This is a genomic window from Kribbella sp. NPDC050281 (genome assembly GCF_040655855.1).
GTDB lineage: Bacteria > Actinomycetota > Actinomycetes > Propionibacteriales > Kribbellaceae > Kribbella.
Genome location: NZ_JBFAKS010000065.1, coordinates 1 through 25550, shown reverse-complemented (window position 1 = coordinate 25550; position 25550 = coordinate 1). Strand labels below are relative to the sequence as shown.

The 25550-nt window shown below is 67.4% G+C and carries 29 protein-coding genes; 13 read left to right on the top strand and 16 right to left on the bottom strand.

The features are described 5' to 3' along the window. Positions 1-54: 54 nt before the first annotated feature. Together AB0I34_RS41715 and AB0I34_RS41710 are read right to left on the bottom strand one after the other, a co-directional pair. Positions 55-552 carry an FAD-binding protein gene (locus tag AB0I34_RS41715; RefSeq protein WP_360457416.1) on the bottom strand — a complete coding sequence of 166 codons (498 nt, stop codon included), beginning with the start codon at positions 550-552 and terminating at the stop codon, positions 55-57. 18 nt (positions 553-570) lie between these two features. Then, entirely contained in the window at positions 571-1191 is a 621-nt protein-coding gene (locus AB0I34_RS41710; protein WP_360457413.1) for a TetR/AcrR family transcriptional regulator, read from the bottom strand. A gap of 280 nt (positions 1192-1471) precedes the next feature. On the opposite strand from AB0I34_RS41710, the gene AB0I34_RS41705 reads away from it, so the two are divergent. From AB0I34_RS41705 to AB0I34_RS41690, 4 genes are all read left to right on the top strand, one after another. Further along, positions 1472-2356 carry a helix-turn-helix transcriptional regulator gene (locus AB0I34_RS41705; protein ID WP_360457410.1) on the top strand — a complete coding sequence of 295 codons (885 nt, stop codon included), beginning with the start codon at positions 1472-1474 and terminating at the stop codon, positions 2354-2356. A 105-nt stretch (positions 2357-2461) separates the two neighbouring features. Beyond that, positions 2462-3568, top strand: coding sequence for a TIGR03118 family protein (locus tag AB0I34_RS41700; protein ID WP_360457407.1), 1107 nt, complete (start codon positions 2462-2464; stop codon positions 3566-3568). A 5-nt stretch (positions 3569-3573) separates the two neighbouring features. Continuing rightward, positions 3574-5082: a GMC family oxidoreductase N-terminal domain-containing protein gene (locus AB0I34_RS41695; protein ID WP_360457404.1), complete on the top strand. Its 1509-nt coding sequence runs from the start codon at positions 3574-3576 to the stop codon at positions 5080-5082. Positions 5083-5103: 21 nt separating this feature from the next. Next, complete coding sequence (locus AB0I34_RS41690; RefSeq protein ID WP_360457401.1) at positions 5104-5295, top strand: hypothetical protein; 192 nt, start codon at positions 5104-5106, stop codon at positions 5293-5295. 293 nt (positions 5296-5588) lie between these two features. On the opposite strand, the gene AB0I34_RS41685 is transcribed toward AB0I34_RS41690, so the two are convergent. Continuing rightward, entirely contained in the window at positions 5589-6629 is a 1041-nt protein-coding gene (locus AB0I34_RS41685; protein WP_360457398.1) for a molybdopterin-dependent oxidoreductase, read from the bottom strand. 426 nt (positions 6630-7055) lie between these two features. Continuing rightward, a complete protein-coding gene (locus AB0I34_RS41680) occupies positions 7056-7931 on the bottom strand; it encodes a hypothetical protein (RefSeq protein ID WP_360457395.1) in 876 nt (291 codons plus the stop codon). A 74-nt stretch (positions 7932-8005) separates the two neighbouring features. Here AB0I34_RS41680 and AB0I34_RS41675 point away from each other — a divergent pair, with 74 nt between their 5' ends. Next, complete coding sequence (locus tag AB0I34_RS41675) at positions 8006-8623, top strand: TetR/AcrR family transcriptional regulator (protein ID WP_360457392.1); 618 nt, start codon at positions 8006-8008, stop codon at positions 8621-8623. A gap of 126 nt (positions 8624-8749) precedes the next feature. Here AB0I34_RS41675 and AB0I34_RS41670 read toward each other — a convergent pair whose 3' ends face one another. Next, positions 8750-9622 (bottom strand): helix-turn-helix transcriptional regulator, encoded by an 873-nt coding sequence (locus tag AB0I34_RS41670; RefSeq protein WP_360457389.1) that lies wholly within the window; start codon positions 9620-9622, stop codon positions 8750-8752. 140 nt (positions 9623-9762) lie between these two features. Between AB0I34_RS41670 and AB0I34_RS41665 the strand changes: the two genes are divergently transcribed. Further along, positions 9763-10692 (top strand): alpha/beta hydrolase, encoded by a 930-nt coding sequence (locus AB0I34_RS41665; RefSeq protein WP_360457386.1) that lies wholly within the window; start codon positions 9763-9765, stop codon positions 10690-10692. Between the two features lie 9 nt (positions 10693-10701). Here the strand turns inward: AB0I34_RS41665 and AB0I34_RS41660 are convergent, their stop codons facing one another. Beyond that, entirely contained in the window at positions 10702-10875 is a 174-nt protein-coding gene (locus AB0I34_RS41660; protein WP_360457384.1) for a hypothetical protein, read from the bottom strand. Between AB0I34_RS41660 and AB0I34_RS41655 the strand changes: the two genes are divergently transcribed. The 3 genes from AB0I34_RS41655 (at position 10854) to AB0I34_RS41645 (ending at position 12111) form a co-directional block, all read left to right on the top strand. Beyond that, complete coding sequence (locus AB0I34_RS41655; RefSeq protein WP_360457437.1) at positions 10854-10934, top strand: alpha/beta fold hydrolase; 81 nt, start codon at positions 10854-10856, stop codon at positions 10932-10934. The two genes, AB0I34_RS41660 and AB0I34_RS41655, sit on opposite strands and share 22 nt — an antisense overlap. A gap of 263 nt (positions 10935-11197) precedes the next feature. Further along, positions 11198-11635, top strand: coding sequence for a hypothetical protein (locus AB0I34_RS41650; protein ID WP_360457382.1), 438 nt, complete (start codon positions 11198-11200; stop codon positions 11633-11635). Continuing rightward, positions 11632-12111, top strand: coding sequence for a Rieske 2Fe-2S domain-containing protein (locus tag AB0I34_RS41645; RefSeq protein WP_360457379.1), 480 nt, complete (start codon positions 11632-11634; stop codon positions 12109-12111). The genes AB0I34_RS41650 and AB0I34_RS41645 overlap by 4 nt, the downstream gene beginning before the upstream one ends. Positions 12112-12209: 98 nt before the next feature. Here the strand turns inward: AB0I34_RS41645 and AB0I34_RS41640 are convergent, their stop codons facing one another. Then, a complete protein-coding gene (locus AB0I34_RS41640) occupies positions 12210-12455 on the bottom strand; it encodes a hypothetical protein (protein ID WP_360457376.1) in 246 nt (81 codons plus the stop codon). A 232-nt stretch (positions 12456-12687) separates the two neighbouring features. On the opposite strand from AB0I34_RS41640, the gene AB0I34_RS41635 reads away from it, so the two are divergent. Both AB0I34_RS41635 and AB0I34_RS41630 read left to right on the top strand, forming a co-directional pair. Continuing rightward, positions 12688-13020, top strand: a complete 333-nt coding sequence (locus AB0I34_RS41635; RefSeq protein WP_360457373.1) for an Lsr2 family protein — start codon at positions 12688-12690, stop codon at positions 13018-13020. 1332 nt (positions 13021-14352) lie between these two features. Beyond that, positions 14353-14718 (top strand): PRC-barrel domain-containing protein, encoded by a 366-nt coding sequence (locus tag AB0I34_RS41630; protein ID WP_360457370.1) that lies wholly within the window; start codon positions 14353-14355, stop codon positions 14716-14718. Between the two features lie 380 nt (positions 14719-15098). On the opposite strand, the gene AB0I34_RS41625 is transcribed toward AB0I34_RS41630, so the two are convergent. The 4 genes from AB0I34_RS41625 to AB0I34_RS41610 all read right to left on the bottom strand — a co-directional run bounded on the left by AB0I34_RS41625 (position 15099) and on the right by AB0I34_RS41610 (position 19583). After that, positions 15099-16001 (bottom strand): hypothetical protein, encoded by a 903-nt coding sequence (locus AB0I34_RS41625; protein WP_360457367.1) that lies wholly within the window; start codon positions 15999-16001, stop codon positions 15099-15101. A gap of 268 nt (positions 16002-16269) precedes the next feature. Further along, positions 16270-16506, bottom strand: a complete 237-nt coding sequence (locus AB0I34_RS41620) for a hypothetical protein (protein ID WP_360457364.1) — start codon at positions 16504-16506, stop codon at positions 16270-16272. Positions 16507-16660: 154 nt separating this feature from the next. Continuing rightward, positions 16661-17683, bottom strand: coding sequence for an alpha/beta hydrolase (locus AB0I34_RS41615; protein ID WP_360457361.1), 1023 nt, complete (start codon positions 17681-17683; stop codon positions 16661-16663). 436 nt (positions 17684-18119) lie between these two features. Further along, complete coding sequence (locus tag AB0I34_RS41610) at positions 18120-19583, bottom strand: MFS transporter (RefSeq protein ID WP_360457358.1); 1464 nt, start codon at positions 19581-19583, stop codon at positions 18120-18122. Positions 19584-19670: 87 nt separating this feature from the next. Between AB0I34_RS41610 and AB0I34_RS41605 the strand changes: the two genes are divergently transcribed. Next, positions 19671-20186 (top strand): MarR family transcriptional regulator, encoded by a 516-nt coding sequence (locus tag AB0I34_RS41605; protein WP_360457355.1) that lies wholly within the window; start codon positions 19671-19673, stop codon positions 20184-20186. A 682-nt stretch (positions 20187-20868) separates the two neighbouring features. On the opposite strand, the gene AB0I34_RS41600 is transcribed toward AB0I34_RS41605, so the two are convergent. The 4 genes from AB0I34_RS41600 to AB0I34_RS41585 all read right to left on the bottom strand — a co-directional run bounded on the left by AB0I34_RS41600 (position 20869) and on the right by AB0I34_RS41585 (position 23942). Beyond that, on the bottom strand, positions 20869-22473 hold the full coding sequence (locus tag AB0I34_RS41600; protein WP_360457352.1) for an FAD-dependent oxidoreductase: 1605 nt from the start codon (positions 22471-22473) through the stop codon (positions 20869-20871). Between the two features lie 132 nt (positions 22474-22605). After that, positions 22606-22995 carry an alpha/beta fold hydrolase gene (locus tag AB0I34_RS41595; protein ID WP_360457349.1) on the bottom strand — a complete coding sequence of 130 codons (390 nt, stop codon included), beginning with the start codon at positions 22993-22995 and terminating at the stop codon, positions 22606-22608. A 101-nt stretch (positions 22996-23096) separates the two neighbouring features. After that, a complete protein-coding gene (locus tag AB0I34_RS41590) occupies positions 23097-23711 on the bottom strand; it encodes a TetR/AcrR family transcriptional regulator (protein WP_360457346.1) in 615 nt (204 codons plus the stop codon). Continuing rightward, complete coding sequence (locus AB0I34_RS41585) at positions 23712-23942, bottom strand: KR domain-containing protein (RefSeq protein WP_360457343.1); 231 nt, start codon at positions 23940-23942, stop codon at positions 23712-23714. 115 nt (positions 23943-24057) lie between these two features. On the opposite strand from AB0I34_RS41585, the gene AB0I34_RS41580 reads away from it, so the two are divergent. Beyond that, positions 24058-24708 (top strand): CGNR zinc finger domain-containing protein, encoded by a 651-nt coding sequence (locus AB0I34_RS41580; protein WP_360457340.1) that lies wholly within the window; start codon positions 24058-24060, stop codon positions 24706-24708. A gap of 105 nt (positions 24709-24813) precedes the next feature. On the opposite strand, the gene AB0I34_RS41575 is transcribed toward AB0I34_RS41580, so the two are convergent. Continuing rightward, positions 24814-25395, bottom strand: coding sequence for a TetR/AcrR family transcriptional regulator (locus AB0I34_RS41575; RefSeq protein ID WP_360457337.1), 582 nt, complete (start codon positions 25393-25395; stop codon positions 24814-24816). Positions 25396-25550 lie beyond the last annotated feature (155 nt).

Here is a 25550-nt window from a genome sequence, read left to right as displayed (position 1 = left end):
TCCGCAGATGCACTGTGGGGAGCATTTGCACTCTCCTTGGTCGGGGTTCCGCGGTTAGAAGATCGGGTAGCCGGGTGTGAGGATCTTGTTCGGGTCGTACTGGCGCTTCGCGGCGTCCAGCTGTCCGTAGGCGGAGCCGAAGTGGTCGCGCCACTCGTCCTTGGACAGGGGGAGGGCACTGACCGGGTACAGGGTGCCGCCCGCCGCCTTGACCCGCCGGTAAACGGCCTCGTTGGTCTCCACGAGCCGGTTGGCGTCATCGGTGTCGCCGGTCGTGGGCATGCGGACGAAGTTGAGCATCGACAGGTCGGCGACGATGCCGCCCCGGGTCTGCGACCGGCCGAAAGTCGAGTGGCGTTGGCCCTGTGGGGCGAAGGTGGAGCCGCGCTGTGCGGTCCACTGGATCGTCTTGGCGACGTCGTCGGCGGATCCCGGCAGCCGGACGCCATCCGGTAGCTGGTGCACGATGTGGCCGAAGTCGTGAGTGCGTTCCTGGCGCGTGACTTCGTCGAAGCGGAGCTCGCCATCCAGTGGCGGAATCTGAGGTTCCATCGAGGTACCTCCTCGAGGTCAGGGTGTTCGTCTCGCCATGGCGCCGAAGCCGGCGAAGATCACCCGGACGCCGGCGGCCATCCTGGCCACGAACTGCTCCCGGGACTCGGCCCGGGCGTTCGACAGGTACTTCGCGCCTTGGGTCACCGCGTGCAGCGCTTCGGTGATCTCCTCCGGAGTCAGGCCCAGGCGTCTGCGGTCGCTCTCGGACATCGCCGCTGCGATCGCCGCGGCGAGCGCGTTGTCGAACGCGACAGTGGCCGGATCGACGATGTCGTCGAGTTGCATCGCAGGGGTCTGGAGCAGGTTCCCGATATCGGATGCCAGCATGGATCCGACGTACCGCCCGAGCCACGCGTCGAGTGCTGCGACGATCCGTTGCTCCAGGCCGAGGCCTTGGGTGTTCAAGCAGGTAGTGGCCTCGTCGAGGGCGGTGTCGAGCTCCTGTTGGATCGCGGCCCGGAACAGCGCCTCCTTGTTGGCGAAGTGCAGGTAGAGGCCTTGCCGGGAAATATCCGCGGATCGCGCGATCTCGTCCATCGAGGCCTTGCGTAGGCCGTAACGCCCGAACACCTCGAGGGCCACGGCGAGAACCCGCTCCCGTCGCGCGCCGTCGGCTGTGGACGCCATTGACATCATGGACTCACTTTACAACTGGGGCAAAGATTGTCAAGCTCCCGCTGCGTTGAACCAAGTGCCGCTTGCAGCCGTGAGCTACAACGTGAGAGTGGGAACATTCAGAGCAGGTCGCGGTAGCCGGATCGCGGTGGGGTGGTAGCGGATGCTGTCCCAAACCGCTGCCTGCGGTGCACGAGAAGCCTTGTGCAGGTTGTGTCGCGGCAGCCTGGATCCACAGGCGTTTCTCGACGAGGTCTCGGCGATCGTTCGCCGTACGGTTCCGCATGAGGTCTCCGGTTGGATGACGCTGGATCCGGATACGTTGCTGTCCAGCGGTACCCTCGTGAGCGCCAAGCCACCCGAGCTCGATCGTGCGTTGTGGCGCAACGAGCTCCAGCAGGACGGCGACGTGCACAAGCTGGCCGAGCTGGCGCGGCGGCCGGTGCCTGTCGCGGCGGTGAGCGAGCTCGATGCCGCGGCCGCGGCGGAAAGTCCTCGAATTCAGCAGATCCTCCGTCCGGCCGGGATCGGGGACGGACTGCGGGTGATGCTGCGCGCCGGCGGGTCGACCTGGGGCCACGGCGCGATCTACCGAGCGATCGGTGCCCGGGACTTCGACGCCGACGAGCGGGCGTTCCTGGCCGCGATCGCCGACGACATCACCGATGGTTTGCGGCGCAGTCTGTCGCGTCGGCCGGAGCCGGGCGCCGCGACGCTCGTACCGGGTGTCGTCGCCTTCGATGCCCAGAGCCGGATCGTGTCGGCGACCGCGGAGGCGCACCGGTTGATCGCGTTGATGCCGGGCGACGCCACGTCGACGCTGTACGCCGTGGCGATGGGAGCCGGACTCCACGATCGTGCATCGGCCCGCGTCCGCTTGACGGACGGCCGCTGGCTGCTGGTCCAGGGTGGGCTGATGCATGGCGCTGCGAATGACGCCGCACGGGTCACCGTCACACTCGTGCAGGCCCCGCGGTCGGATCTCTCCTCACTGCTCCTGCGCCTGCATACGCTCAGCGCACGTCAGCGCGAGGTCGCCCAGCTCCTGCTGCGCGGGCCCCGAACTGAGGAAATCGCCGCCATGCTGCACATTTCCCGGCACACCCTGCACGACCACGTCAAAGCGATCTTCGCCAAGCTCGGAGTCCAAGGACGCGCCGAGCTGATGGCGTTGGTGTCGGACTGACTCCACGGGTTCCCCCAGGTAGGGGATTCACCGGACCCCGGCTTGCGGTTGAGGATTCAATTAACCGGCCGATCGGCCGGCGCAACCCGAAGGAGAAGCCGCATCATGATCGCAAAACGTCTGCCCGGACTGGTCCTCACCGCTGCCGTTGCTACCTCGGCCGCGCTGATCGCGACCGGATCCGCCGCGGCCACACCGTACCGTCACCCCAGCGATCCGGCGCCGGTGCATGGCGTCACGCAGACGAATCTGGTGTCCGACCAGCCGGGGAAGGCCCAGCTCACCGACCCGAATCTGGTGAATCCGTGGGGTATGTCCCGTGCCGCCGACTCGCCAGTCTGGGCGTCCGACACCAACACGGGTGTGTCGACGTTGTACTCCGGCGCGGTCAACGGGAGCCCAGTGGTGGCCGCCCCCGCCGGTAAGCAGTTGGTCGTCAAGGTGCCCGGCGGTCCGGTCACCGGTCAGACGGCCAACAGCGCGTCGTCCGGCTTCGTCGTACCGGGCACGAACGCGCCGGCCAACTTCATCTTCGCCACCATCGGCGGAACCATCGCCGCGTGGAACGGCGCCGCCGGCACGCAGGCGGTCACGGTAGCAACCACCCCGAACGCTCTCTACACCGGTCTCACCGAGGTCAACAGCCCGTTCGGTCCGCTGCTGCTGGCGGCCAACTTCCACAACAACAGCGTCGACGTCTTCAACTCGTCGTTCCACAAGATCAACGCGGCGGAGATGTTCCGCGACCGGTCACTGCCGCGGGGCTACGCGCCGTTCAACGTGCGGGTGCTCGGCCAGTCGGTGTACGTCGCCTTCGCCAAGCAGGACGCGGACCGGCAGGACACGGCGGACGGCGCCGGCCACGGCTTCGTCGACCGGTTCACGACCATCGGCACGCACGCGCAGCGGGTCGCCTCGGCCGGCGCCCTGAACTCGCCGTGGGGTCTGGAGATCGCACCGGCGCAGTTCGGCAGGTTCTCCAACGATCTTCTCGTCGGCAACTTCGGCGATGGGACGATTCACGCCTTCAACCCGCGGAACGGACGCTTCGTGGGCACTCTCACCGACACCAAGGGCCACGTGATCAGGATCGAGCGGCTGTGGAGCCTGCTGACCGGTGACTCCGTCGCCGGGGGACCGAACTCGGTCTGGTTCAGCGCCGGACCCGACGACGAGCAGCACGGCCTGCTCGGCACCCTGACCGCTCGGTGATGGACATGCGGAGCTACGAGTATGTGGTGGTAGGCGCCGGTACGGCGGGTTGCGTGCTGGCCGCGCGGTTGTCCGAGAACGGCGTACGCGTGCTGTTGCTCGAGGCGGGTGGTCGGCAGCCGCTGGAAGCCATGGCGATCCCGCCGGCCTGGCGCAGCCTGATGGGAACCACAGCCGACTGGGCCGATCAGACCTTGCCTCAGCAAGCTACTGGCGCTCCCGTGGCGTGGCCGCGTGGCCGCGGGCTGGGCGGGTCGTCGTCGATCAACGCGATGAACTTCGTGCGTGGGCATCGAGCCGGGTATGACGCCTGGGCCGACGGCGGTGCGAAGGGTTGGGGCTTCGACGATCTGCTTCCGGCCTTCAAACGCAGCGAACACACCGAAGGTCGCGATCCCGCGCTGCGGGGTGTCGGTGGCCCACTCAGGCCTGGTCCGGCAGTCCAGCGGCATCCCATTGCGGAGGCTGGGCTTGCGGCCGCGGCTCAAGCCGGACACCCGATGGCGCGAGACATCAGCGGCGGCCTGGAGGAGGGGTTCGGCTGGTGCGACCTGAGCATCGTCGACGGCCGGCGGCAGAGCGCGGCGGACGCCTATCTCACCCCGGCGCTCGACCGCCCGAACCTCGAGGTCGTCACGGACGCATTGGTCGAGCGGTTACTACTGGACGACGACCGTTGCCGGGGAGTCCAGTACCGCGTCGGGGACGAGACATTCGTCGCGGACTGTTCGGGCGAGGTTGTGCTCGCCGCGGGCACGATCGGCACGCCGCAACTGCTGATGCTGTCCGGGATCGGACCAGCGGATCACCTGCGAGAGCTCGGGATCGAGGTGGTTGCGGACCTGCCCGGTGTCGGCGCGAACCTGCACGACCACCCCATGTGCGGGCTGGTCTACAAGTCCTCCCAGCCGGTGCCGCCGGGTGTCAACAACCACGGTGAGGTCCAGGGTCTGATGAGCACCGGCATCGGTGCACACGGCCCGGACGTGCAACTCATGTTCGTGGACGTTCCGCTGCACGCTGCCACGGTGCCGGGCCCTGATCTCGGTCAGGGCTACACGATCGCGGTCGCGCTGATGGCGCCGTACAGTCGTGGTTCGGTTCGGCTGGCGAGCAACGATCCAGGTGCGCGCCCGGTGATCGATCCGGCGTACTACGCCGACGAGCGTGATCTCGACATCGTGGTTGCCGGCCTGCGCATCGCCGGTGAGATCGGTGCCGCACCGGCACTGACTCCCTGGCGTGGCAGCGAAGCACTTCCCGGGCCGGATGTCCGCGGGACCGAAGAGTTGCGGCGCTACGTCCGAAAGAACCTGCGGAGCTACTCGCACTACGCCGGAACCTGCGCGATCGGAACCGACGAGCGGTCCGTCGTGGACGTCGGCTTGTTCGTCCACGGCATCCGCAACTTGAGAGTCGCCGACGCATCGGTGATGCCCTCGCCGATCTCCGCGAACACCAACGCGACAGTCTTCGCGATCGCCGAACGAGCAGCAGAACTCATCCGTTCGTGACGATCTCAGGAGCTGACAGACGTGAGTAGGGGTCTGCTGGTTGTCATCGGCGGCGTTGTGGCAGTCCTGGGACTGTTGTTCACCCTGCAGGGCACCAACGTCATCGGCGGCAGTGCGATGAGCGGGACTACCTTCTGGGCCGTGGCAGGTCCGATCATCATCTTGATCGGACTGGCCGTGGCCGCGGCGGGCGTCAGACGACGACCTCGGTGAGGCATGTCGTGGTGAGTGCCGGGAACGGGGCCGGCACCCACCGCCGACCTAGGCCCCTCCAGGCGTCGCCAGATGTCATCAGTTCGGCGGTTGTTGACTCGGATCGCATCGAGTTGACACCTCTTTGCTCCCACGGTGGTCCCACGCTGAACTGATGGGGTGTGGCCATACTTGTCCGTGTGGTTCGGCAACTGGCTAGGCCGTTGGCGGGGTCGTGGGCGGGCCTATTCCGCACCTGCGTCGTGTCCTCGCCGCCAGCGTGGCGGAGGAGACCGACTCGTCAATCGGCCGAGTCACTGCAACGGGAAGGGTGGCTGCCACCACCACGGCTGGGTATCAACGACCACTCGGTCCAGCCATTTGACCCACCAGAAGCCGCGGCGACCCTGCGCGACGAGCCTTGCGGGCGCACCATGCCCAATCGACAGCGGCCGGTCGGCGACATGCGTCGCGACGAGCAGTTGTCCTGAGTCCCGCAACGGGAGGCGCCGCGCGTAGCCGGTGACGGAGACCGCGACGATGCTGCGTGCGTCCGGCGGAAGCGATACCGGCAGTAGCCGGTCGAGCCGCACCCCACGCCAGTGTTGGTCGGCATACCAACCGCCAGTGCAGTCGAGCACCGCCTCCATCTCGTCGGTGGCCATCGCCAGCAACATGTCACGGTCGAGCTCGACCACTTGCCGACCCGCCACCTCGACACGGAGCCGCCAGGTGGCCCGGTCAAGTTCCGGAACGGCGTCCAGTGCCCACTGGGTTACGGGCATCGCCTGCGGGCGATTCGAGCCGACCTCGTGCGAGCCGGTCGGCCTGCGGTCTTTCCCCGGAAGCGAGAGCCCGCGGGCGACACCTTCCACGGCGAGGTAGGCCGCAGCCGCACCACCGCCGAGAGCGAAGGCGCGGAGCAGGGTGCGCCGGGACAGGTCCGAGCGCCGCGGCCGCTGCGGGTGTCGGATCACATGCGCGGCGGCAAACAGCACCGCGAGCACCGCTGCGCCGACGTGCACTTGCATCGGGGTGAGACCTACATAGGTCCGGAAGCCGCCGAGGACATGTACGACGCCCGCGAGGAGCGCAACGGCGATGAGAATCCCGAGGGTGACGCCGTCAGCCGCGCGCCAGGAAGCCGACCGGAACGCCCTGCTCCGCCGGACGATCAGCGACTTCCATGGGATGAGCAACACCAGCGCGAGGCCCGAGGCGCCGTGCAGCACTGTGACGATCCGCTCGGGCATGGTGGCGCCCGTGCCGAACGCGACCCAGCCGGTCGCGAACGCGAGAACTAGCAGCACCAGCAGGGCGACGTTCGTACGGCGCCCGGCACGTCGGCGGACCATAGCTCAAGTGTGCCGCGTCGCCCTGAAAGGTGCGATCGAGGGGCGGCTGACGGATTCTGTCTGTGGGCAGGCAGCCGGTGGAGGCCCTCGGCGGGTCGATCGACGTCATCAGCCCGGTGGGACACGGCACGGTGATCGACGTCTCGCTTCCTCTCGAAGGTGCTGGCGACAGCGTTCCACCCGACGAGCCTGAACAGAGCCGGCCACCGGAGCCCGGCTGACCGCCCGCTCGACCGCACGCTCGGGATAAGGTTGCCAGCAGCAACTTGTTCCCGTTCGCCAGCCAGGTCCGCCATGCAGGCGATGCCGAAGTCGGTCGGCACCTACCCGACCGTCGTCACATAGGTACACGCCAGGAACTACGGGAGACAGCAGGCGATGGTGATCAGCCGGGGGCTGACCGGGTCCCGGATCAGACGGGGGCGGTCACGGAGTGCCGTCGAACGCGGCGTGGAGTTCGGGCAGGAACGAGGCGAGGTGGTTCATCTCGGCCGCGCAGTGGTGCAGCAGTCCGACTCCGAGCAATTCGAGGTTCGGCGCACCGGCGGGCGCGCGTCCGGCCGGTGGCCGGGCCACCGACGTGGGCGGCAGCTCGAGCTGCTGGGGGTAGTTCAGAAAGAACCGGCTACGCATCTCCGAACCGGAATCGGTGGCGCGCACCTGGTGGACGATCCATCCGAAGGCGGCCGGCGCGACACTCGGCCCCACCCGGGCGACGATCACCGTCTCGCCGGCCGGGATCTGGTCGAAGCCCATTCGTGCGGGATCGACGAACCGGATGGCCAACGGGGCCAGGCGACCACCGACATACTCATCGACGTACGAGACGTTACCGATGTAGCGCTGCCGGTCGGTGAGGTCGCGATCGCCGCTCCGCGGCTGACCGACCGCGCTGAACTGGTGCGCCTCCGGATGCCACAGCTTGTACCGGGCGGACTCGCAGCTGTGCCAGCCCATCCACCAGTCCCACATCTCACCGGTCACGCCGGGCATGTCGGTCAAGATCGACACGGCGATCGTGGCGTCATCCAGGATCGTCCAGCCGGTCTCCATCGCGTGGTAGCCGGGCCGGGTGAGCATCCGGACCGCATCGGCCGGGCTGTAACCGTATTCGGTGGGAGCCATGCCCGCCAGCAGTGCCTGATTGACGTGCGGCTGCACCGGGAGGGTGCGCTCGGTGAAGAACTTGGCGTACGGCTGGCCGCGGTCTGCCTCCCGGTAGCCCAGATAGCGAGGTTCCGCCTGATAAGTCGGGGGGACGGGCGCTTGGTCCGCCGCGCTGATCTCGTAGGTAGTAGTCATACTGTGACTGTACTATTTAGTACAGTAGAGGAAAGGTCAGTGAGTGCGACCCTGCTCACCCTGGAAGGGGAACTATGAAGGCACCTCCGGTGACAGAACGCGGCCGGCGTACCCGTGCCGCGATCGTCACCGCGGCAGCCGAGCTCATGCACCGCCATGGCCTGGCCGGGCCGTCGATCGACGACGTACTGGCGGCCAGTGGCACGGGCAAGTCGCAGCTCTACCACTACTTCGACAGTCGCCAGGACTTGGCGGCTGCGGTGCTGTACCACCAGTTCGATCGCGTGATGGAATCCCAACCGGCGCTCCACGATCCGGCGTGCGCAGATCTTCGAGCATGGCGCGACCAGGTACTTGCCGCCCACCGCGATAGCGGGTACGGGACGTGTCCACTCGGCGCCTTCGTCGGTCAGGTCGACGACGAGCCCGAGCTGCGCAGCATCCTCGCCGAGCTCTTCGATCGCTGGGCGGGATCTCTGGCAGGCCTGGTCATGCGCGCCCGCGACGACGGCCGAGTGCGCTCGGACATCTATCCCGACGACGCAGGAGGCATGCTGCTGGCCGCGTTGGAGGGCGGCACGATCCTGGCGCACCTGCATCGGCAATCGGCACCCCTGGAGCGCTCCCTCGACTCCGCGATCGTTGCATTGACCGCCAAGGATGCCTCTATCGTTCACAGTCAGTCCGATTGACGGACTCGCCGCCCAGGCGCTGACGCTGATGAGGTGATGGCTGCCGGTTCGGCGTGGGGCGTTGGGTATGCGCCGAAGGCGTCGCGGGCGGTGGTCGGTCGCCTGCTGCAGCCCTGACCGATGACCCTACGTATCCGCAGCGCCGCCGCGGGCTCCGGTTGGTGACCACTGCAGGAGGAAGCGGAGGCCGTCGTACGACGGTGAGTCGGGCTCGGCGGTGTAGGCGACCAGGAACTGGTCGGGGTGGGTGTCGACGGTGAACTGCTGGACGTCGAGGGTCAGCTCGCCGACGACCGGGTGGCGGTAGGTCTTGGTGAGTTGGCGTGGGCCGCGGACCTGATGTGTGGCCCACCAGGTGCGGAAGTCGGCGTCCCGGATGCTGAGTTCGCCGATCAAGGCGTTCAGCTGAGGGTCATCGGGATTGCGGCCGGCTTCCATTCGCAGGACGGCGACGCATTCGCGCGCGGCGCGCGTCCAATCGGCGTACAGGGCCCGGAAGTCGTTGTCGAGGAAGGTCAGCCAGATCAGGTTGCGGTGGGCCGGCTGGAGTGGCTCGAAGTCGGTCAGGAGGTCGACGGCACCCCGGTTCCAGGCCAGGATGTCCATCGTGCGGCTCAGCACGATGGCAGGTACGTCGTACATCGTGTCGAGGAGCTGGCGCAGTTGCGGGGCCACGGCGGCGCGGGCGGAGGGACGGGCGTGGGTCGCCGGTGCGACGTCGGCCACAGTGAACAAGTAGTCGCGTTCGTCGGCGGCGAGCTGCAGGGCGTCGGCGAGCGCGTCGAGGACCGGGCGGGAGACTCGGCGGGTGCGGCCTTGCTCCAGCCGGACGACGTAGTCGACGCTGACGTGTGCGAGCTGGGCCAGCTCCTCGCGGCGCAGGCCGGGAACGCGACGCAGGCGGCCGTCGTCCGGCATGCCCACCTGCTGTGGGTCGAGTGCGCCGCGGCGGGCGCGGAGGAACTCGCCGAGTTCGTTGCCGGTCGAACCGTGCGTCATGACTCCAGTGTCCACGGGGTCGACGTTCGGTGCCTGGTACCGGTCTGCCTAGGCAGGGCTCTCCCTGGAGTGCGGCGCGGGCGGCGGTGAGCCTGGGGACGTGGCCGACGGTCACGAATCCCACGATCAGGAGCACACTGATGCGAACCGATGTCACCTTCCGCAGCGCCGGCCTGCAGCTCGCCGGTCACCTGTACACCCCGGACGAGGACACCGGAGGACCGCGTCCGGCGATCGTCGTCGGCCACCCTGGCAGCGGTGTGAAGGAGCAGGCGTCCGGCCTGTACGCGCGCCGGTTGGCCGAGCAAGGCTTCGCGACCCTCGCGTTCGACGCCGCCTACCAGGGTGAGAGCGAGGGGGAGCCGCGTGGTCTGGAGGATCCGGCTCACCGGGTCGAGGACCTGAAGGCCGCGGTGTCGTTCCTTGTCACCCGGGCGGAGGTCGACGCCGACCGGATCGGTGTGCTCGGCATCTGTGCCTCCGGCGGTTACAGCCTCGCGGCTGCCGGTACCGATCATCGGATCAAGGCTGTCGGAACGGTGAGTGCCGTCGACATCGCTCGGCAGTTCCGGTTGGGTGCCGATGGCATCCAAAGTCCGACTGTCCTGCAGCGCATGCTCGCCGCGGCCGCGGCGGCGCGTACGGCGGAGGCTCGCGGTGACGACGTACAGAGGTTCGACCTCTTCCCCGCGACGGAGGAGGAGGCTCGCCGTGGCGGGCGGCACGTGTTCGAGGGCTGGCAGTACTACTGCACTCCGCGTGCCATGCATCCACGTTCGGCCAAGGCCCTCACCTGGACCAGCGTCGACCACATCGTCACCTTCGACGCGTTCCGCGCGGTCGACCTGATCGCGCCGCGGCCGCTGTTGATGATCGCCGGACGTGAGGCCGTCACCTCCTGGATGAGCGTCGAGGCCTTCCAGCGGGCACAGGGCCCGAAGGAGCTGGTCTGGATCGAGGGCGCCGTACACAACGACCTGTACGACAAGGACGAGTACGTGACCCCGGCGGTCGCGAGGCTGACCGGTTTCTACCTCGAGACTCTCGGCAAGTCCGACAGCGTCGGGTGATCCGCCGGATCAGTTCCGTTCGATGATCGAATTGGTGGGTGCTCCGCGCTTCGTTGCGAAGACGTAGATGATGTCCGGGTCGGTGTCGTGCGGGAGATAGATGGGCAGGGTGATGTACTCCCGCCCGCTCTCGCGGGCAGGAACATCTGGGCGTTCGCCGGGTGTACCTGCTCGGGCACTCACACGGAGGGTTCGTCATCCAGCGGTACGCCCTCGACCATCCGGACCGGGTCGCCGCCTGATCCTGTTCGCCACCTCCCCGGTCACGTGCGGCGGGCACTCTGCAGACCTCGGCCCGTACCGACAGCCAGAGCGGTTGCCTCCGACAACGAGACTCCGAACTGGGTCTAGGACGGGTTTCATTCGGCGTGCTCGTGACCTCGCCTTGTCTCCTGCACCGGATGCGCCACCATCAGACCCTGTACGTCGGACATCGGTCGCTGCGACCGATCCGCCGATGTACCTGCTGGCAGGTACGTCGGCTCCCGGCCAGCGGTCCGATGGGATGGGTGCCTACCTGGACGACACGGCGCGCCATGCAAGTGATGCTCATGATGTGAGATCCCTGTGCCACACCGAGAACCTGAGGGACCGCTTCGAAGCCGAGGCGGTTCCGCTGCTGCAGGAGGCGTACCTGCGCGCCGACAGCGGCTTCGCACGCTTCGAGCCCGGCACGAATCTGACCGCCTGGCTGTACCGGCTCCCGCGAAACACGTTCAGCAACACCTACTGGAAGCGCGAGCGGGAACCGATGACCGTTGCCGATGACTGGTGGCACTTCGACGTGGCCCGGGGCCAAGTCGAGGCGTCTGGCGACCGTCCGAACCTGTACCGCGCACCGACAGGAGCAACGATGACTACAACCACGTCCACATCCGGTAGACCACCGAGAGACCAGAGCGTTCGACTGTCTCGCCTTGCCCCGGAAGGACTGATTCGATGAGTACCGAGACGGAGCCTTCGACACCCGAACACACCCCCCGCGACCGGCGGACCGTGCTGCGCGGCGCGGCTGTGATCGGGCTTGCGGGAGCTGCTGTGCCGCTGATTGCCGCGTGCAACGACGGCGGCGACGCGGCCGGTAGCACGAGCACCAGCGCACCCCCGGGCGGTGCACAGACCGCCGGTGCCGCGCTGGCGACGACCTCGGAGATCCCGGTCGGCGGCGGCAAGGTGTTCGGCGACGCCAAGGTGGTCGTGACACAGCCGACCGCGGGCCGATTCAAGGGCTTCTCGGCGGTCTGCACGCATCAAGGCTGCATCGTCGGGGACGTCGCAGACGGCACGATCAACTGCCCCTGCCACGGCAGCAAATTCAAGATCGCTGACGGCTCGGTGGCCAACGGCCCAGCGAGCAGGCCGCTGCCGGCCGCCAACATCACCGTACAGGGTGGCAAGATCATAGGCCCAGCGAGCTGAGCCACGCGGAACGTCGGCCCCCTGGCCAGGGCTTCCTGTGATCTACCCGGCGTCGGCCGGAGTAATAGTCAAGACTTGTGGATGAGTTGAGCTGCGACTCACGGCGAGCCGTGGTGCTGAATGTTGGTCCTGGCGGAGTTGCGGATCCGCTTGGTGCGACCGCTGACGGCGAGGATCTCGAGGGCGGCGGCGTCCGATGCCTTGGCAGTATTGAGCTGGAGCCAGTTGGATGACTCGAGCAAGGCGTCCGGATGCAATAGCTGCCCCAGCATGACGGCTCGGAAGAGGGACCACTCTTGCAGGCGCTGGGTCAGGAACGGGTAGCGGATCGTGGCCCTGGTCATCATCTCGGCCCAGGGCTCGTAGACAGGTTGGGGGTGGAGTTCATGGGCTCGGCGGTCAAGGTGCCGCAGGACCGAGGACTGGGCCATCGTCGAGTTCGAGTCGGTGAGGACGTCGCTCCGGCCATCACGACGCAGGTAAAGAGCCTCCGGCTCGATTGGTGTCGGTCCGCGGCTGTGGTGTGTTGGTGAACGATGCTGTGCACTAACTGCACTGCTCCCGAGGAGGCACCCAGTGGCTCAGAGATTGGAGATCCTGCTCACAGATGATCTCGACGGCACCGATCTCTCTGCCGGTAGGGGAGAGACCGTGACCTTTGCGCGAGACGGCAGCTCCTACGAGATCGACCTCGGCACCAAGAATGCCGCGGCGCTTCGAAAGGCGTTGGCTGTCTACATCGATGCGGCGCGACCGATCAGGACCAGGCGAGGCAAGAAGGTCACCCGCTCGACCGTCGGCGCGGATGCCCGCACCGTGAAGGAGTGGGCTCGTGCCAACGGCTACGAGGTCAACGACCGCGGACGAGTCCCGAGCGACATCAGAGAGGCCTTCGACGCTGCCAACTGACCCGATAGCCACAGCAAGCGTGGGGCGGTCGTTGAATCAAGGTTGGGGCACCTCCGCCGGCATGGTCGCGTTCGTGGTGCGAACTGGTGTCAACCCATGCGGGACATGTGGTCGTGGTGCGAACACAGCGAGGGCAAAGTCGCTGGTGGAGACCAGATGAGGCGTTGTCGTTCCTCCTCGTAATGAGAGGGTCGTCTGGTGCCCAACCGTTGTCGACCCGGCGACGAATACACCCTCGTCCTGCTCCTGAATCCGACTGGCAACTACGACAACGACCGGGTGGCCGGCCGCTACTGCAGCCCGCCCCCACACCCACCGTCCGATCGCTCGTCACGACTGCCCCGGGCCGGGGATGGCACGGGGTCCGCCTGACTGACCCCCTCGGGGAGGACACGCAACCAGCTACCAACGCTGTGCCCAGCGATCACTGCCTGACACGCAACCGTCAACCGCAAATCCTCCCGGCCACCTCCCCCGTAGACCCCAGAACTACTTGGCCGGCCGGAAGGATCTGCGGCCCGACGCCGGTCCACTCACGCCAGCGCGAGCTGGTTCCCGCTCGAGAAAGGAGCCAGTCGACCCCTCCCAGGTGCCCGCGCCCAAACGCATCGAACAGACAGACGTCTCGAGAGGAGGCCGCGCATTCCGACCATCTCTGGCACACCCAAGAAGTCCTGAGCGGCCTTGAAGGCCTCAACCAAGCCACCAGGCTCGACCCCGGGAAGCGGCACAACCCGTTCACCGGCACCGAGGAAGCAAATCAGCGCGCGGGCCTCTACCGCGACTACGGCGCCTGGCTTGACCACACCGCGTCCCCTGGCGGCTGTGTCCGCTCGATCCAGCTTCCCGGCAAAGCCCGCGCCGTGGCCGAGCGCAGCGGAGGGACCATCTCCACCCGGCACGCCGACGATGCGGTCCTCAAGCGGCAGAACGGAACTGCGGCCCGGCTGCGGAAGTCGGGTATGAGGAGGCCGAGAACGCGTGCAGAGCAGAGGAGTGTGAGAGCTGGACGCCAATGAGGACCACATCATCGACGTGCGGGCCGCGGTCCAACGCCTGGCCGAGGAGTTGGATCAGGCACGGCGTGAACTGCGCGCAGCCAGAGCAGGAAGCGAAAGCTGGAGCACGCGTTTGACGCCAGGCTCGCACGCCGCTCACCAGCCCACGGGCGGGCGGTGTGCTGAACCCGCGGAGTGTTGCTTGATCCCGTGGGTGGTGGGTACCGGCGCGCTACCAAATGCTCGAGACACCGGGTGCGGGTCTCGAGCCCGCACGCGTGTCACGGGCTCCCTGCTGGGCCACGGCCCACCTGCACCCGAAAGGCAGACCGCGATGTCGATGCACCCATTCGACCCCTGGACCTACCGAGCAACTTCCGGCTACACCGAGGACACCGACCTGACCGGATACAAGATCGCCGCCACCGACGGCGACATCGGCAAGGTCGACCAAGCCACCGACCAGCCCGGCACCGCCGGGCTCGTGGTCGACACCGGACCGTGGATCTTCGGCCGCAAGGTGCTGCTACCGGCCGGCGTGGTCGAGCGGGTCGACCACGACGACGAGAAGGTCTACGTCGACCGCACCAAGGACCAGATCAAGGCCGCCCCCGAGTACGACCCCGACACCGGCGCCGATGACGACTACCGCACCCGGCTCGGCGGCTACTACGACGACACCTACCGCACCGGCATGTAGCCGGCCGGGTGTAGCCCGGCCGTTCGGCGGCCGATGCCGCGGTCCCGCCCAACACGGGTCCCACCGCGGCCACGGCCGCCGAACGCTGATTACACCGCAGGGCGCTCGACGCACGCGACGACCAGATCCGCACCCAAGAAACTCACACCGGAGGCCTACAGGCCAGAGACGCCGGGAAGCCACCGCTGGATCTCGGCCGCAGGTGAAAACTGGCCACGACAGCCGCGAATCGGCGCGGCGGCCTGACTCCACGATCGGCGGCGCGCCGGATCGGCGTCAGACCGACACCAGGGCATGCAACGTCGCCGAGCTTGATCCGCCGCGCCATCTCGCCGAGAGCAGGACGCGATCCTGTCACCGCGGCTTTGGCGGAGAGTGGGTCAGTTGTCGAAGCTGGCGAGTCGTTGCTGGTTCGCGTCGCGGCGCCGCTGGGCGAGGGTGGCGTTTCGGGTGGCTCGGTCTCGTGCCGTCGTGAGCCGTCTCGTCTGGCGGCTGGCGTCGCGGAGTTGCTGGCGGGCGTGCTCGAGTTCTTCGTTGAGACGCTGGATGGTCGCGGTGAGGTCGGCGATGAGGTGTTCGTGCGCGTCGAGGTTCGCCTCGGTGTCGGCCCGTTCGGCCTCGGCCGCGGTGTAGTCGGTCTCGGCCTCCTGCGCGCGCGATTCCAGTTCGGTGCGGCGCCGTCGAAGTGTGGTGTCGACCGTGGATGGTTTCCTGACCGGTTTGGCTGCTCGTTTGGTTGGCGGCGCGGGGCGGCTGCGCACGACGCGGGGCTTGACCGGTGCGAGCTGGGCGGGTTCTCCGGTCTCGTCGACGACGCCGAACCCGACATGGCGTAGCGCGCTGGTCAGTTGCCCGGACCGCAGCAGCTGCGCGGCGCCGGGATCGACTAGGGCGGCGTCGAGGGTCTCGGTCAGCCGCTGCGCGATCTGCTCGCTTACCGGGCGGCCTTGATCCCGGGCTAGGTCGCGCGCGGTCTGGACGACTCGCTGGAAGAGGCTGTGACGCCGTGGCGTCAGCCGGCGCAGCTGTGCGCCGTCTCCGGACACGTGTGCCTGGCGTAGCTGTTCGCCGAGCTGGGTGAGTTCGTTGACGCCGTCCGGGTCGGCGCGCACGAGCTGGTTGGCCAGCCACGCCGCGAGCGTCGGTTTCCGCAAGGCTCTGATCGCCTCGCCGGTCTGGACATCGCCGCCGTCTTTGGCGGTCTTCGCGGCTGCGTTGCGGGCAGCGGTGAACTGCTCCGGGGTCAGCCCGTACAGCTCGACCGCGGCCGCGTCGACGTCCATGTCCTCACCATGCGGCGACAAGGCGGGCTACGGCAACGCCAGGGTCATGGCAGGCATTCGGGCCCGGCCCCGCGTCGATATTAGGCCCGCCTGTGATCCGCCACCTGATGTGCGACACAAGTCCGCCAACTGATGCGCGACAGGCTAGAAGCCTTGGCCTGATCCTGCGACGCCGGCCAACGCACGCTCAATCCCGATGAGCGGTCGCGGTCCGCGCGATCGGCCAGGGGTCGTAGCCGCGGCTTGCAGGCGTGGAGAGGAGCAGACGTCAGAAGACCGACGGCGGCCAGCGATGCCCGCGCCACTCGTCCCAGGTCGAGAACCCAGCCGGAGGGTCATCAATAGGTTCACTGCCGTCGAGTTCACCCGCAGTTGGAATGTCCATGGTGGCAGCCCACTCGACGAGTTCCTCGTCGGATATGTGCCAGGTCACGTGTGACGCCTCGGCCAGTGACCCGGGCGAAGGGTCGCCGTCGAGCTCGACGAGTTGCGGAGCGGCCGTCACGCGTGGACTGTACGAAAACGGTCAGCCGTCAGGCACGGGTGACTACTGCAGTCCGTGCGGCCGGGATGAAGTCCATGTTGTTCCAGGGCGCATTCAGCCGTGGTTCCTGACGGGCGGCTGCCGTTGGTCGCAGCGGCAGCCGCCTGAGCGCCGGTTATCGCAGGAACTGGAGGAGGATGCTGGTGAGCTCTGCGGGGTGCTCTTGGTAGAGCCAGTGACCGGAATTCGGGATGACTACTCCGGTCACGTTGGTGGCGTACTGGCGGACCCAGGTGGCCTCACGGGTGCCCAGGTTGCCTGAGGCGCCGATGGCGAGGACCGGCATGCTGAGCTTGGTCTTCTGGTAGATCGCGTTGTCCTTGACGTCTTGCGGCAGGGTGGCGAACCACTCGATGCTTGCCCGCAGGTGTCCGGGTTGCGCGAGGGCGTGGGCGTAGATGTCCATGTCGCATGGGGTGAGGGCGCCCTTGACCACCTCGCTCGTCGGCATGAAGTCGGTCACCCACTGCTGCTCCCGGCCGGTCATCAGGTCCTCGGCCAGTCCGTTCTTCTCGGCGAACAGGCCGAACCACCACAGCCCGGGGCCGTTCGGAGTCAGCGAGGGGAAGGTGTAGATGGTCGGGTCCGGGATCGGGGCCTCGCTGAGCACGAGTTTCACGACGTCATCGGGGTGGGCGGCGGCGTAGGGATAGGCGACCGTGGTACCGATGTCGTGGGCGACGAGCCTGATGTTGCGGTTGAGGCCGAGCTTGACCATGAGCGCGTGGATGTCGGCGGCCATGGCCTTCTTTGTGTAGGTGGCGGAGGAGGCGGGAGCATCGCTCAGCCCGGCGCCGGGTAGGTCGGGCGCGACGACGGTGTAGTGGCGGGCGAGCGCGGGCAGGATGTGGTTCCACGTGTACCAGGTCTGCGGGTAGCCGTGCAGCAGGAGCAGGGTGGGTCCGTGGCCGCCGCGCACGTAGTTGATGCCGATGCCGTTGACTTTGGCTTTGCGTTCGATGAAGCCGGCCGGGGGTGACGGGTTGAGTTGGCAGGCGGGCTGGGCCGTAGGGGCAGCGCTGCCCGGGGCGGATCGGGCGTGAGCGGGTCCGGTGTGGGCGGACGCTCCCGGTCCGGCCGTGATGAGCAGCCCGGCGATGCCGGCGACCGCCGCGGTGACGATGAGGAGTGCGCGCACGCTTATCGGGTGCGCGGCGCGGGTGAGATTCATTGACTTGCCTTTCCGTGTTTGTGCGAGGTGACGATTGCATAGCTGGCTAGGGACAGATGCGACGTTACGAATGAGGGGGTTTCCGCTCGCTGGGGCAGATAGCTGGCGCGGCGCCATCCGTCGGGTGGTCTGCCGTGGGCGGATCTCCTGTCCTGACTGTGTTCCTTACGGTGTTTGTTCCGGGACCGTCCTGGACATTTCCGTGCCACTCGCCGCGGCCGTTTCGTGCGGTCATCCTGTCCTCTCTTTTCTCTCTCGTTTCTCTCTCGTTCTCGCCCATGCACCCCTCATCGGAGGGTGAGGTAGCAGCCTGTACAGCGCAGGAATCCTTCTCCTTGGCTTCTCCTGGGCAATTTGCCGTCAAAAGGCAGCACGGCGAGCAGTGCCGTGAAGGATTCGGTGCTTAGTTTGCGGTGTTGCGTCCCAGCCGTAGCGTCATTGCGCAGACGATGGCGGCGATGACCAGGAGTACGCCGTTGACGTTCAGCGCTGTGTGCAGGGCGGAGGACATGCTGGCGCCGCCCGCGATCCGGCTGGTGAGGATCACGCCGAGGACGGCGGGACCGAGGACGGCGCCGTACTGCCGCAGCGCGGTGTTCGCGGCTGCCGCCATGCCGGCGAGGCGATGCGGGACGGCGTTGATGGCGGCGACCGCGACGGCGCTGAGCATGAATGCGTCGGCGACGCCGAGGGTGGCGAGCCTCCACGCGGCAGCCCCGATCGAGGTGTCGGCTTGCATCCCGGTCAGCACGAACATCGCCACTGAGCCGAGCGCGAGCCCGACGGCGAGGAGCGCGAGAGGTGGCCAGCGGGTCAGCAGCCGTCCGACAAGCGGGTTCGCCACGGCGGTGACGCCGTTGATGAACAGCAGCCGCACGCCGATCGCAAGCGGTGAGAGGTGTTGCCCGGCACCGAAGAAGAGGCTGAGCAGGAAGATTGTTCCGACGAGCGCGAACAGCGCGATCACCGCCGAGAAGCCGGCGGCGCTGAAGGCGGGCGACCGGAAAAGGGACAGGTCCAGCAGCGGTGAGCTCGAGCGTGCCTCGACAGCCAGGAACGCGGCGAACGCGACAGCGCCCGCGGCCAGTCCGCTAACGGCCCGAGCCGAGCTCCAACCGGACTGGCCGCCCTCGATCACACCGAAGATGCTGGCGGCGATCGCGATCGTCGCGGTGATCTGGCCGGGCCAGTCCAGGTGGCGGCCGTCCGGCGCCTTTGATTCCGGTAGGCGCAGTGCGGCGAGGGCACCGGCGACGAGGGCGAGCCCCGCGTTGGGTACGAAGACCCAGCCCCATCCGGCGTACCGCAGGATGGTCCCCGAGATCAGCGGTCCGACGGTGATGCCGAGCACGAGTCCGGTCGCCCACAGCGCGACGTAGCGCGCCCGGGTCCGCAGATCGGGTACCGCGTGGGCAATCAGCGCGAGCGTGGTCGGCAGCAGCAGACCGGCGCCGGCGCCGGTGACGGCCTGACCGGTCCACAGCAGCTGAAGTGCGGACATGCCGCTCAGCGTGCCGGCGAGCGCCGCGATCACCGTGCCGAGCACGGTCAGCGCCATGCCGATGAGATAGACGCGGCGGCGGCCATGAAGATCCCCGAAGACACCGGCCGAGAGAATCATCGCCGCCATCGGAAGGATGTAGCTGTCGCTGACCCACTGCAGGTCGGCGGTCGATGCGCCGGTCGAGGCGCCGATCGTGGTCAGCGAGTCGCTGACCGCCGTGATCGGCACATACGTCACGAACACCCCCAAAACGGCCAGCGTGATGGTCAACGCGACGGTCCGGCTGGGAGCGCCGGCCTGTCCGCCTTGCCGCTGCGAGTGCGCGGGGGCGTTTCGTCCCGCTCTGCTTGCGTTCGTCGCCACGATTAGGTCCCCTTCGCCTTCATTATCTGAACGTAAAGATAAATTTACCACGACGTTGAGATTCTTCAAGCTGCTATATTCGTGGACATGGCCACAGCAAGCACTCGACGCGACCGGGTGGACTCGATGCTGGCGTTCCTCGCCACGCTTGAGCCCGAGCGTGACGCCTCCGCGAAGGCGATCGCCTGGCGACTGCGGCGGGCCGCCCGCAAGTTGGACACCGAGGTACGCCGGCGGCTAGCGCCACTCGGCATGGAGCTATGGGAGCTGGAGATCCTCAGCGGACTGCGCCGCGCGGGCGGCACCCTGACTGTCGGTGAACTGCTGGACGTGGCCCAGCTCACCTCCGGCGCGATCACCAACCGCGTCGGACGCCTCGAGCGCAACGGCTACGTCCGACGCGACGTCGACCCCGATGACCGCCGCCAGGTTCTCGTCACGCTCACCCCCAGTGGCCTCGAACGCCAGCAACAAGCGGTCGAGGCCAACGACGTCGCGGAACAAGAAGTCTTCTCCGCCATCGACCCCGCACTGCAGAAGCGGCTGTCCGGCGACCTGCGTGAACTGCTACTCGCCATCGAAGGACCAGACCCCCACGCCTGAAGCCCACGGGAGCGTCAGGGCCCAACAACGGGATTCGCTTGTCCGGGGTGGTGAGGCGACCACCGACGTGAAGCCGCCACGGGCCGACGCTCGGCGTAACCCGGCACGGCTGCTCGGCAGCCCGGCGGGCCTCGTGAGCAGGTGCCCGCGGATGTCCGGTCAAGGGTTCTGGCCCTGACCCGTACGACACAGCCAACCGAGACATGTTTGTCGCACTGGTCCAGCCCGACGATGGCTGGCTATGTGACCCGGGTCGACAAGATACCGGTCTCGCATCGTTGGGTGGCGAAGTTGTGGCGTGAGCACGGGCCTAAAACCGCACGGGCAGGGCACCTTCAACTGGAACCGCCGGGCCGGGCGGTCGTGTTGAGCCTGGACCAGAACCCCAGGTCCAGGCGTTGGATCGCACCTATCCGTTACTACCGGTCGAGTTCGACGCAACCGAGCAACGTATCCACGACTACGTGCGTCACGGCGCCACCAACCTGTTCGCCGCTCTCAACCTCAGCACCGGTGAAGTAATCGGCGACTGCGTGCCACGCCGTAACGGGCCTGCGTTTCTGGCCTTCCTGAAGAAGGCGTCGCTCCGCACTCCGGCCGTGAGGTCCATGTGGTGTTGGACAACCTGTCCACCCAAAGCGTCGTTCCGGTGCAGCCGTGGGGGAAGATGCCAGGAGTTGCTTCAACAGTTGGCCTGTTCCGTCGGGAGGAATTGGCTGAGGTACCGGAAGATCTCGGCTTCGTCCGGGTCGGTGGCACGCATGCCTACGTATCCGTCCGGTCGGATGATGAGCAGGGTGTCGCCGTTGATGCTGTAATCCTGGTGGGTGTGGCCCTCGTTGTCGGTGAAGTGGGTCATGTCAGATTCGGTAGTGGGTGATGCGGCCGGGAGGAGCGGGAACGACTTCAGGTCGTCGCGGAAGTGTTCGGCGAGAGCATCCGCGACCTTGGAGCTGCGTGGCCCGAAGGCGAGTGCACTCGTGTGGGGTCCGCGGAGCAGGTCGAAGAGTCGAACTGCACTCCCGTCCGGCCCTTGCAGCAGTGAGTCGGGCGCGCGGTCGCCTGCCTGAACCATCGTCTGCTCGCCTCGGCGAGAGCCGTTGAGCTCACTGACGGGGTAGTGCACCGTGAGCTGCAGGGTGTCGGAGCCCTGTCGGTCACCTGGTGCGACTCCCTTGATGCGTCCGGCGATGAGCTTGGACGAGAGGTGCAGGACGTCGGCGGCGATCGGGAGTCGCTCCTGCTCGTAGGTGTCGAGCAACCCGGCGGGTGCGCCGCGAAGGACGTGCGCGATTTTCCAGCCGAGGTTGTAGGCATCCTGGATTCCGGTATTCATGCCCAGTCCACCTGCCGGCGAGTGGACATGGGCGGAATCGCCGGCCAGGAACACCCGTCCTGTGCGGTATCGGTCCACCATCCGCACGTTGAAGCGCCAGATGGACTGCCATTCGACGCGGCGTACGCGGATGTCGGTGCGCCCGCTGCGTTCCTGGACCAGGGCCTGGATCTGTGCGAGCGGCAGCTCTCCCGCAGTGTCAGGTGCCACGCCGACCTGGAGCTGGAAGGTGTCGGTAGCCGCCAGCGGGCACAGTGCCAGCAGTTTTCCGTCGGTGCTGGGCCACCAGTGCCAGAAGTCACGGTCGAGGCCGCTCACCTCGACATCGGCGGTCAGCATCCGGACCGTCTCGTCAGTCTCCCCCAGAAACTCGATCTCCAGCAGCTTGCGTACGGTGCTGGACGCCCCGTCACAACCAATGGCATAAGAGAACGAGTCGCTCTCGGACCCGCTCGCGGTTTGCAGGACGGCGTGCACGCCGTCGCTGTCCTGCTTCAGGCCGGCCAGTTCCGACCCGTACTCGACCCTCACACCCAGTTCGCCCAGCCTCTCGCGGAGAATCTCCTCCACGCGCCACTGGGGAATCAGTACGGTGCGCGGGTACGGGGTAGACGCTGTGGGTTCCGGCGCGTCGGGGACCACGTCACTCGTTCCCAGGACCGCCCGACCCCGGTACTTCCGGATGGCCAGCCGAGAACGGCTCGTAGCCACAACGCGCCCAGCAACCCCCAGGTCGTCGAAGACCTCGATGCTGCGAGGTTGCAGCCCCTTCCCCCGAGAGCCCGAGGAAGGGCCCCCAGATTTGTCAACAAGACGGACGTCTACGCCTCGACGCGCCAGCTCGACAGCGGCGACCAGTCCGACCGGGCCAGCCCCCACGACGAGCACCCGCCCTCCAGAACTCGGCCCGCGCGCACCCGCCAGGCCACCATTGACCTCACGCAGAGCCATTGGCCAACCTTTCTATGAAAGATAAATACGAAAAGGAACCTATTCTCAACTTCCTGCATGGAAGCGTCTGACTTGCCACGAAGGCCCATCGTTGCGGGCAGACAAACACAGCGCGCGGTCGGCGCGGGTGAGTCAAGCAGCTCCGGGGAGAACGACACGGCGGTCTGCGCCGTCCAGGCGATTTCCGCTGGCCCCTGTTGCCCAGAGGTGACGAAACGAGGTGTAGAGCGCCCGCTGATATCCGTCTGCGCGGTGCCAGGTGCTGGCAAGAACGAGAGACGTCATGAGCTCGGGGTAAGCAATCGCCACCTCCTGGGCGACGCAGGAGCCGAGCGACCAGCCGAGTACGTGGAACCTTCCAACGCCGAGTGCATCGAGCAGGGATGCGGCGTCGGCGGCGAGGGTCGACATGGAGATGTTGCCCGAGCCGCGTGTGGATGCGCCGATCCCACGGTGGTCATAGCAGATGACCCGATAGCCTTCGCCGCCGAGCCCCTTGTCGAAGTCGGCACAGAGCGGCACACGACAGAGACGTACCAGTGATGACTAGAAGGGGATCGCCCCCGGTCTTTGCCGTAGACGTGGTGGTCAAGGGCAAGGTCGTTGTCCAGCTTGGCCAGCATTCAGTGTCCTTGGTGTGGATCGGAATCCGATGGTTTGCGGCCACAACGCGCGTTCCGGTGGGCCAAGACGGCGGCTGCTGCGTGACGGGCCACCGCTGCGACCGAGGGGTCGCGGTCCGCACGCGCTGCCACGCTGGCGGCGTCATACAGCAGGTGCAGTTCGCGTCCAGCCGCCTCGTGATCCGGGACGTCGGCCTCGGCGGCCAGTTCGGTGAGCAGAGCGCGAACCCAAGCGCGGTAGTCGGCGTGGGCACGCTCCACGAGACTTCCGCGCGCCGCCTCCGCGCTGGCGGCGAGGAAGGGACAGCCGTTGTAGTCCGGTGCGGCGAAGAAGTCGCCCTGGACATCGAAGACCCCGAGCAGTCGCTCGCGGGGGGTGTCGAAGCGGGCCAGCCCCTGGGTGATGGACACCTCGATGGAGGTCCGGCGTGCCTCGAGGTAGGCGAGGACGAGAGCTTCCTTGCTGCCGAAGACCAGGTAGAGAGACTTCTTGGAGGTGCGGGCTCGCTTGGCGATGCGGTCGACGCCGACTGTCTGCACGCCCTCGCTGTAGAAGAGTTCGTCAGCAGCTTCCAGCAGGCGCTCTCGCGCCCGTGTCCCACTCGTGCTGTCCATTCAGCGGGAGATGCTGACGTCACCGGCGGTCCGCGCGAGCTCGGCGGCCGCGTTCGGGTCGGACAGCTCGAACGCGAGCGGAACGATTCTCGGGTCGGGCTCCGGTTCCGGCGTACGCGAGGTGACGTACACCTTCGCGGCCTCCGCCCGCCGCAGCTCCTGCTTGATCTGCCGGCCGAGCCCTCGCTGTCCGCCAGTGACCAGGACGGTCGCTCCGCTGACGGGTGTCATCTCGTACTCCGTTCGACGCTGAGAAACGCCCAGATCTTGTGTGACTGAAGCGTAAGGCAGTTTGTCTCTGTCAAGCATGTTCGCCCCGATGACCGAAGTCAAGTAAACTTTGCCTATGTCATGGATCGCGACCGCGAGATTCGAGGCCCGCAGCGCTCCGGACGGGCTGGCGCTGGTGCAGGATCTGGTCAACACGCACGCCGTCGAACGCGACGGAGCTGACCTGCTGGCCGGCCGCGCGGCTGCACAGCAGTGGCTGCAGGAGGCCACTCGTCAGTGGGCTGGCGACCGCGGGCTGGATCCTCCCGCCTCGGCCCTGCCCGAGAAGGACCTGGAGGCGCTGCGCGAGCTTCGGGCGAGTGTTCAGGAGATGCTCGTGATCCCACCGGACCAGCGGCCCGCGGGCCCGGATGGCACACCGTCCACGGCCACCCAGCGCGCCCAGGTCAACCTAGTCACCGACGAGCTCGGGCGGGTCGCCATGGTCCCGGTCGGTACAGGTGCCGGCTGGCTCGCGTCAGCCATCTGGTCGGAGATCCTGCTGGCCCAGCGTGTCGGCACCTGGTCCCGGCTCAAGCTGTGCCGTGAGCCCGGGTGCCGGTCCGCCTTCTACGATGCCTCCCGCAACGGCAGCGGCGTCTGGCACAACGTACGCAGCTGCGGCAACATCGCGAACCTGCGCGCGTCCCGCACCCGCAAGAAACACACACCACCAGCCGACCACACCTATAACAGCCCGGGGCCAGAGTCGCAGTCGTTACTCTGACCGTCCCACCCGCCGGGCCGCAGTGACGGCGCTGGTGCCACACCGGCTCGGGGGCTCGCTCACCGTAGGGCAGATCGCGCGGCACCGCTCAAGTTCGAAAACCCGTCAGGGTTCGTCCGGGATCGACTGCAGCGCTGTTGTGAGGACGGCGTCGAGTATCGCCTGGGCCTGGTCGCCTGCGGGGAGGGCGCGCGCGATCGTGATGGCACCCACGATCGAGGCGACGAGGGTCCAGGCCTGCTGCACCTGTTCCTCCTCGTCGCCGGGCATGGCGGGGGCGATGGTGGCGATCACGTCGACCATCCGGCGGCGGTACGCCTCGCGGACCGAGTCGCCCGCCCGTGCCACGTCCGCGCTCAGTGACGGCATCACACAGCCGTCTCCGGGGTTCTCACGGTGCAGGTCGCTGAGGTAGATGCGGAGTACCTCGCCGAGCAGGCGTCGTCGCTCGGCCGGCTCCTGGCCGTCGAGACCGGCGAACTCGATGCCCAGTTGTGTGGCCACGACCTCTTCGAGGACGGCTTCCTTGTTGGCGAAGTTGGAGTAGAGGGCCCCTGAGGTGACCTGGGCCGACGCGGCCAGTCCGTCGACGCCGACGCCGTCGAAGCCGTTCTCCTTGAGCGTACGGCCCGCCTCCCGCACGATCGCGGCCTTGGCCTGCGCTCTGTGCTCCTTCGAGTACCTCATCCCCGGCCTCCTTCATGTCTCGGGCTCCTCGGCCACCTTAGGGTAGCGCTCGTTATAACGAGCGCTACGCCACGAGCCTCCGGCGACGCCCCGCCGGCAACCACGGCCATCGACGCGATGGTGCCATAGATCGCGCCGGCCGAGGACCACGCCCG